At 61.5% G+C, this 7,498-nt stretch carries 7 protein-coding genes, 1 tRNA gene and 1 pseudogene; 2 read left to right on the top strand and 7 right to left on the bottom strand.

The window, feature by feature from the left end; translation table 11 throughout:
- On the bottom strand, window positions 1–740 hold a 740-nt coding region (locus tag E1809_RS25870), incomplete at its 3' end, for an NAD(P)-dependent oxidoreductase (RefSeq protein WP_133207090.1).
- Between the two features lie 70 nt (window positions 741–810).
- Between E1809_RS25870 and E1809_RS25865 the strand changes: the two genes are divergently transcribed.
- Window positions 811–1,878, top strand: coding sequence for a D-2-hydroxyacid dehydrogenase (locus E1809_RS25865; protein ID WP_133207089.1), 1,068 nt, complete (start codon window positions 811–813; stop codon window positions 1,876–1,878).
- Between the two features lie 218 nt (window positions 1,879–2,096).
- Here the strand turns inward: E1809_RS25865 and E1809_RS25860 are convergent, their stop codons facing one another.
- The 6 genes from E1809_RS25860 to E1809_RS25835 form a co-directional block, all read right to left on the bottom strand.
- On the bottom strand, window positions 2,097–3,452 hold the full coding sequence (locus E1809_RS25860; protein ID WP_133207088.1) for an MFS transporter: 1,356 nt from the start codon (window positions 3,450–3,452) through the stop codon (window positions 2,097–2,099).
- 170 nt (window positions 3,453–3,622) lie between these two features.
- Window positions 3,623–4,420 carry an IclR family transcriptional regulator gene (locus E1809_RS25855; protein ID WP_133207087.1) on the bottom strand — a complete coding sequence of 266 codons (798 nt, stop codon included), beginning with the start codon at window positions 4,418–4,420 and terminating at the stop codon, window positions 3,623–3,625.
- Between the two features lie 372 nt (window positions 4,421–4,792).
- Window positions 4,793–4,865 (bottom strand) — tRNA-Val (locus E1809_RS25850).
- Window positions 4,866–4,922: 57 nt separating this feature from the next.
- Complete coding sequence (locus E1809_RS25845) at window positions 4,923–5,879, bottom strand: NAD-dependent protein deacetylase (protein ID WP_133207086.1); 957 nt, start codon at window positions 5,877–5,879, stop codon at window positions 4,923–4,925.
- Between the two features lie 6 nt (window positions 5,880–5,885).
- Complete coding sequence (locus E1809_RS25840; RefSeq protein WP_133207085.1) at window positions 5,886–6,389, bottom strand: peroxiredoxin; 504 nt, start codon at window positions 6,387–6,389, stop codon at window positions 5,886–5,888.
- The gene (locus E1809_RS25835; protein ID WP_133207084.1) at window positions 6,386–6,808 is read right to left on the bottom strand and encodes a DUF3052 domain-containing protein; all 423 of its coding nucleotides are present in this window, start codon (window positions 6,806–6,808) and stop codon (window positions 6,386–6,388) included. The genes E1809_RS25840 and E1809_RS25835 overlap by 4 nt, the downstream gene beginning before the upstream one ends.
- A gap of 405 nt (window positions 6,809–7,213) precedes the next feature.
- Here E1809_RS25835 and E1809_RS25830 point away from each other — a divergent pair.
- A pseudogene (locus E1809_RS25830) lies at window positions 7,214–7,498 on the top strand (pyruvate dehydrogenase (acetyl-transferring), homodimeric type); the annotation flags it as partial.

Here is a 7,498-nt window from a genome sequence, read left to right as displayed (position 1 = left end):
AGGTCCTTGTGCATGAACTTCGCCGGACCTGTGGGGGCGTAGTCCTTCGCCGCGAGCCGCGGACCGACAAACTCCAGCACACGGCTGGCGGCCAGTCCGCCGGCAAGGACCTCGAAGAGGGCCGCAGCATCCATGCCGGAGCGCTCGGCGAGTTCGGCCGCTTCGGCGAGGGCCGCCGTCGTGGTTCCGACGATCAGCTGGTTGCACGCCTTGGCGAGCGACCCGGCGCCCAGGGCACCCATGCGCCGGACCGTGGTCCCCATCGCTTCGAACAGCGGAAGCAAGCGCCCGAAGACCTCCTCGGACGCGCCGGCCATGATCGCCAGCGTGCCATCCTGCGCACCCTGGGTGCCGCCGCTGACGGGCGCATCAACGACGACGGCGTTCCCGCCACTGGCGCTGTGCACTGTCCGGGCAAATTCCTGGACGCCCGTCGGAGACACGCTGCTCATCACGACGACGGCGGTTCCAGGGGCCGGCGCCAGCGAGCGCCATTCATCCAGCAGCCCCGAAGCGGATTCCTCGATGAAGGACAGGTCGGGAAGCATGAAGACGATCACGGGTTGGTCGCGGAGGGCGGCAACCGACTCCGCCCGTTTGCCGCCAAGTTGCTCCAACTCGGCCGCCGCCCCGGCCGAGCGGTTCCAGGCAGTGACGTCCCAGCCGGCCTTGAGCAAGTTTGCCGCCATGGGGAAGCCCATAAGTCCAAGTCCCACAAAACCTGCGGTTTTGGCTGTCACGTTCCGTTGCACCTCACTTCTTCGTGGTTCATGTTTCAAAAACTGTTCAATATCCTAGCCTCAATTCAGTATGATGAACACTATGACGACTGATGAACTCACCATCGCGATCGCTGTCCCGCTCGAAGCTGAGCATGTGGAGCGAATCCGCGCAATAGAACCGGGCATCACAGTGCTCTACGAACCCGACCTCCTTCCTCCGGAACGCTTCCCCGCCGACCACTCGGGCGATCCCGACTTCAAGCGCACCCCCGAACAGGAGGAGCGTTACTGGTCGATGCTGAACAAGGCGCAAATCCTCTACGGTTTCCCGAACGAAAACCCCGCCGGCCTGGCGCGCATTGCCCAAAGCAATCCACACCTGCAGTGGATCCACGCGATGGCCGCCGGCGCAGGCGGAGCCGTCAAGGCTTCTGGCCTCGACAGCGAGACGCTGCAGAAATTCAAGGTCACCACCTCCGCGGGAGTGCACGCCCTTCCGCTCGCCGAATTTGCCGCGCTGGGCATCCTGAACGGATTCAAGCGCAGCGCCGAACTTGCCCAGGACCAGGCCGCCAAGATCTGGCCCGAGCTCCGCATCCCCACCAAGCTGGTGAACGGCTCCAAGCTGGTGGTGACCGGCCTCGGTGAAATCGGCCTCGAAACCGCGCGTATCGCCCGCGCACTGGGCATGAAGGTCAGCGGGACCAAGCGGAATGTCGAAGCGATCGAGGGAATCGACGAGGTCGCGGACAACTCTGGCCTTCCCGGCCTGTTGGCGGACGCCGATGCAGTGGTCAACACGCTGCCCGGCACGCCTTACACCGAGAAGCTCTTCAACCGCGATGTCTTCTCAGCCATGAAGCCGGGAACGGTTTTCGCCAACGTCGGCCGCGGAACCGTGGTTGACGAGGAGGCGCTCCTGGAAGCCCTGGACAATGGCCAGGTCTCCTTTGCCTGCCTGGATGTGTTCGCGGTAGAGCCGCTGCCCCAGGACAGCCCCCTGTGGAGCCACCCGCGGGTCATGGTTTCCCCACATACCTCCGCCCTCAGCGCCGCCGAGAACCGCCTCATCGCGGAACGGTTCATGAGCAACCTGCGCACGTTCCTGGACGGCGGCGAACTCCCCCACCTCGTCGACACGGTCCACTTCTACTAAACGGCGCATCTTCGCAGAATCCCGAACGGCCCTCCGGTACTCCGGAGGGCCGTTCGGCGTTTGGGCGGGCAGGCTGTTCCATTACGGCAGGAATCGACAATGCAATGGCAGCAGGTCTGGCATGGATGATCAGGCGGTGCCACACGACAAAATCGGCGGCCCGCTCCAGAGTTTCCTGGAGCGGGCCGCCGCTTTGTCTTGTGCCGGAAGGCAGGACGCTACTGCGCGTCTTCCAACGCAAGCATGTCGCGACCAACCGTCTCGGGGGTGAAGAAAGTGGTGATGAATGAAATCAGGGACAAGACCAGCGAGTAGACCGCCAGGACCACCCAGGAGTTGCCCGTCGCGCCAAGGAAGATGGCACCAATGACTGGAACCAGGCCGCCAGCCAAAACGGCCGACACTTCACGGCTGAGTGCCACACCGGTGAAGCGGTATTGGGAACCGAACAGTTCGGGCAGCAGCGGGCACTGCGGGCCAAGCATCCCCTGGACGCCGATGGCGATGCCGACGGCCATGACAATCCACACGAGCGTGACATTTCCGAGAGTCACCAGGTAGAAAGCAGGAACTGCCGTGATCACCTGGAACAAGGCCCCGAAGCGGTAGACGCGGACACGACCGAAGCGGTCGGACAAAGCCCCAAAGGCAACTACCATGACGGCCGCAAAGCCTGCGGCGATCAAAAGCCCAACTGGACCGATGAATGTGTCGCCAGGGAAGACGCCTTGCTTCACGGACATGAAGGAGATCAGCAGCGCCGAGTAAATGGAAGAGTTCCCGTTCTCACCCATGCGAAGGCCGATGCCCACGAGCACGTTCTTCTTGGAGTGCCTCAAGAGCTCGCCAACGGGGTTCTTCACCACATTCTTGTGCTTTTCAAGCTCCTGGAACACAGGCGTTTCCTTCAGGCGGAGCCGGATGAATAGGGCGACGATGATCAGGACAACACTGGCCAAGAACGGAACGCGCCACAACCAGCCTTGGAGCACGCTCTTATTGGCCAAACCAATCAGCGTGAAGGTGCCGGCACCAAGCAGCGTGCCGAGTTGGATACCCACGAAGGGCAACGAAGCGAAATAGCCGCGGCGCTTCGGCGGTGCGACCTCCGAAATAAGCGTGGTGGCGCCCGCTTGCTCGGCACCGGCACCCAAGCCCTGCATGATGCGCAGCGCCACCAACAGAATGGCTCCGAGCATGCCGGCCTGGTCGAACGTCGGCAACAGGCCGATGGCGAAGCTGGCGAGGCCCATCATGCCAATCGTCAGCAAAAGCACCGTCTTTCGTCCAAAGCGGTCTCCGATGAAGCCGAAGAAGATGCCGCCGAACGGCCGGGCAAGGAATCCCACGCCATAGGTGGCGAACGACGCAATCAGTGCGCCGCTATCACCGAGAGGCTTGAAGAACAGCGGCCCGAAGATCAAGGCCGAAAACAGGCCGTAAATGTAGAAGTCGTAGTACTCCAGAGCGGACCCTACGGAACTGGCAAGAGTTGCCCTTCGAAGCTGCTCCGGCTCAACTACTCCGCCGTCCGTCTCAGCAAGCTTTGTCTTAGTACGAGTTGTCACTAGCACTCCCTCAAGAACACTCCAGGCCCCCGTTGGCCTGGCGAGATAGCGTCAGCCGCCATGGCGTGAATCACTATAGTGAACAGCGTACAGCACAATGAACAACTTTCAAGTGCTGTAATCAGATTTAATCCGGGGAGCCACCGGCGCCCAGCGCGCCAACGATCGGCAGCCCATTAGCCCATCGGATTACCCAGCGAGTGCGCCAATTCCTTAAGTTCCTTGACCATGAGGGCAGCCTGCTCGTCGGAGAAGGTCGCCTTGAGGGCCGTGACGGACAGGCCGAGGCTCGGACCATGCGCGCCATGGGTAGGAACCGGAACAGCCAGGCAGACCACCCCAAGGGTCGATTCCTCGTCTTCCAAGGCGTAGCCCTGCTTGCGGATGGCAGCAACCTGCGCCTTCAGCTCGGCCGCCGTCCGGAGGGACTTGGGGGTCATGACGGGAAGTTCCACGTCGTCCGGGAACATCGCCTCGATATCGTGGTCGTGAAGTTGGGCGAGAAGGACCTTGCCTACGGCACTCAACGAAAGTGGCATCTTGTCGCCGATATTGGACGTGAGCCTGACGGCCGGATGACCCTCATAGCGGGCGAGATAGATGATGTGGTCGCCGTCGATCATCGCAATCCGCACCGTTTCCCCGGACAAGGTGGGTGCTTGTTCGCAGAACTTGTAGAACTCCTGCACCTCATCCAGACGGCTGAGATACGCCGCACCGAGCTCCACCAGTTTCCGGCCGAGTGAAAAGTCCGCACCTTCCCGGGTGATGAGCCGGGCCTCCTCGAGCGCGAGGAGCAAGTTGGATGTGGACGATTTCGGAATGCCAAGCTCCCGCGAAAGGTCACTGAGGGTCAGCCGGCCCGCGGGAGCATCAGCCAGGGCGTCCAGTACGGCCGCTGCGCGGGTCACAGCCGGCGCAGGCGAAGAGCTCCCCAATCCTTCGGCGGAACGGGTTGTGCGGGAATCGACCATGATTCTCCTTCGCAATCGTGCGTGAGACGCAGTGTTGGGGCGGCTTGAGCGGATGCCCGGACCTGGAACCGAATCCGCAAGCTATTGCCGCACTTGTTCAATCCGCGCGTGTTCAATCCACTGAACAACTACCATCATAGTGGCTCACTGCAACAAGGAAATGCTCCGGTCGCCAAAGCGCTTCCTTCCCATATCCAAAAATTTTCTGTATATTCATCTTTGAGCTCTCCACCGCGGCATCCCCCAATAGTCGCGGTGGAGAGCTCTTCCAATTTCCGAACGGCCTTCCAAACGGCCGCCCAAGCACGCGAACACAAAGAAAAAACCCCGCCGTCCAAGGCATACGCCTCAGGACTGCGGGGTTTTGAATAGTGGGTCCTACCGGGATCGAACCGATGACATCCACGGTGTAAACGTGGCGCTCTACCAGCTGAGCTAAAGACCCATTCAGCGTGATTTCAGCACCTCAGCGCTTCAACCAACGATCATGTACTCTACCGGATCATTCGCCCGGAACACCAATCGGCTCTTGCCGGACCGGCAGCTCTGGGAGTTCTTCGGCCAGCCAAGCCAGTGCACCACTGACTCCGGCGTCCACTTTGAGGCTCGCGAATGCGTCACCGCGCGTGGGCCCCCGGTTGATGATTACTATCCCCTTGCCGCTCTTGGCTGCGTGCCTGACGAACCGCAGCCCGCTCATCACCGTCAACGACGAACCCGCCACAAGAAGCGCGTCAGCGGTATCGACCATGGCGTACGCACGCTGCACCCTTTCCTTGGGCACGTTCTCGCCGAAGTACACGAAGTCCGGTTTGAGGGTTCCGCCGCAGACAGGACATACGGCCACGACGAACGAGCGGATCAGCTCCGGATCCTCCACCAAGGCATCGGCGTCGGGAGCCATCTCGATGCCGCCGGAAGCCTGCACCGCCTCCAGGAAGCCCGGGTTGATTTCCTCAAGAATCGAGGCCACCAACTGACGGCTGAAGACGTGGCCGCCGTCGAGGCAAATCACGCGGTCGAAGCGACCGTGCAGGTCAACCACGTTGACGCTTCCTGCGTCCTCGTGCAAACGGTCCACGTTTTGCGTGATGAGTCCGGTCATAAGCCCACGCCGTTCCAAGCGCACGACGGCGGCGTGTCCGGGATTCGGATCGGCGTGCCGCAGGTGGGACCAGCCAATGTGGTTCCGGGCCCAGTACCGGCGCCGGTTCGCGGCGCTTCCTATGAACTCCTGATACGTCATGGGATTCCGGGGCGCCGAGCCCGGACCACGGTAGTCGGGGATGCCGGAATCGGTACTCAAACCCGCCCCGGTCAGCACGGCAAGCCGCTTGCCGCCAAGTATCCCGACGGCGCGCTGGAGTTCTGCGATCTCCCCCGCTTTGATGTCCATGGCAGCCGCCAGCGGCAAAATGGCGAAACCCGTCATTCCGACGCCGGGCCGCTGCGCACTCATTTCGGCTCAGGCCTCGCTGAGTGCGGAAAGCGCCTCGCGGTATTCACCGAGGTCGCGCGCCTGGCCCCGGGGATTGACGACGACGTAGCGGACAATTCCGGAGGCGTCGATGATGAATGTACCTCGCAAAGACATGCCACTGGAGGAATCAAATACGCCGTACTGCTCGGCTACAGCTCCGTGCGGCCAGAAATCGGCCAGGAGATCGAACTCATAGTTCTCCTTGTCCGCATAGGCGCGCAGCGCGAACTTGCTGTCCACGGACACCCCAAGGATCGTGGCGTTGCCGTGCTCAAAAACGGCGAGGTTATCGCGGATCTCGCACAGTTCACCGGTACAGATGCCGGAAAACGCAAACGGAAAGAAGACAAGCACTACGTTGCGCCCGCGAAGCGCAGACAAACGTACTGGTTCACCATATTGGTTCACCAGCTCGAAATCCGGTGCCTCCTGGCCCACGACGGGAACTCCGGTCCGCAGGCCGGCCTCAGCCGATTTCAAGCGGGTCACTTGTTCTTCTTGCGCGCAACCAGCCGGGTAGCGCTCCAGTCCTTGGAAACACCTGCCGACGTAGTGCAGTGCAATCCGGCAGTCGGGGCAGCATCCTGGATATCGGAAGGAGAAACATAGTTTTCGCGACCGGACTTGGGAGTCAGCACCCAGACGACGCCGCCTTCTCCCAGGGTGGTCAACGAGTCAACCAAGGCGTCCACGAGGTCGCCATCGCCATCCCGCCACCAAAAAATTACTGCGTCGACTACCTCATGATCGTCTTCGTCGAGCAGCTCGGAACCCGTTAGTTCCTCAATGTCATCACGCAAATCGAAATCGACATCGTCGTCGTAACCGAGTTCCTGAATCAGATCCCCATCCTTGAAACCCAATCTTTCCGCCACATTTACCGATGTGGCGGCGTCGGCCTCGCTCACGTTTCCTCCTCTTGAAGTGATTTCGATTACTACAAGCCAACACCCTTTGGGCGTGTGCTTCAAGCCATTGTCCCGCGTTCCACCATATTCCGCGGCATCCAGACGGGATCGGGGAACGACAATGCGCGATGCTGCAGTGGTTGCAACGGCCAGAGTGTGACATACAACGCGTTTGCCGAACCGCGGCTACGCATCCCGGCGCCGACGAAGCTACAGTGGCCAATGAAGACTTTGGGCTGCAGGGCAACCGCCCGCCGCGAAAAGCGCAGCCCGAGTTCAAGAGAACCTGCCCGGCGCACCTGACCGGGCTGTTGTAACCGATATGTCGCACACGCCGCGATCATGACGGGCAGTTACCCTGCCAGACCTGAGGCGACGACAAGTGCGCCAAAAGAGAGGTTGGACGTGGCTGCAGGAGAAGAGACCTCACACATCCTTAGCGGGTTGACTTCCCAGTTGCCTGATCGTGATCCCCAGGAGACGGCCGAGTGGGTTGAGTCTTTGGATGCGTTGATCAGGGAGCAGGGTACGGAGCGGGCGCAGTTCATCATGCGTAGCCTGCTTCAGCGGGCGGGGTCGCAGTCGGTGGGGGTGCCGATGGTGACCACGACCGATTATGTGAACACGATCCCGGCGGACCAGGAGCCCGAATTCCCGGGCAATGAGGAGTTCGAGCGCCGGTACCGGGCG

This window comes from Arthrobacter terricola, from assembly GCF_004354015.1.
GTDB lineage: Bacteria > Actinomycetota > Actinomycetes > Actinomycetales > Micrococcaceae > Arthrobacter > Arthrobacter terricola.
This window is presented reverse-complemented; position numbering and strand designations above follow the sequence as displayed.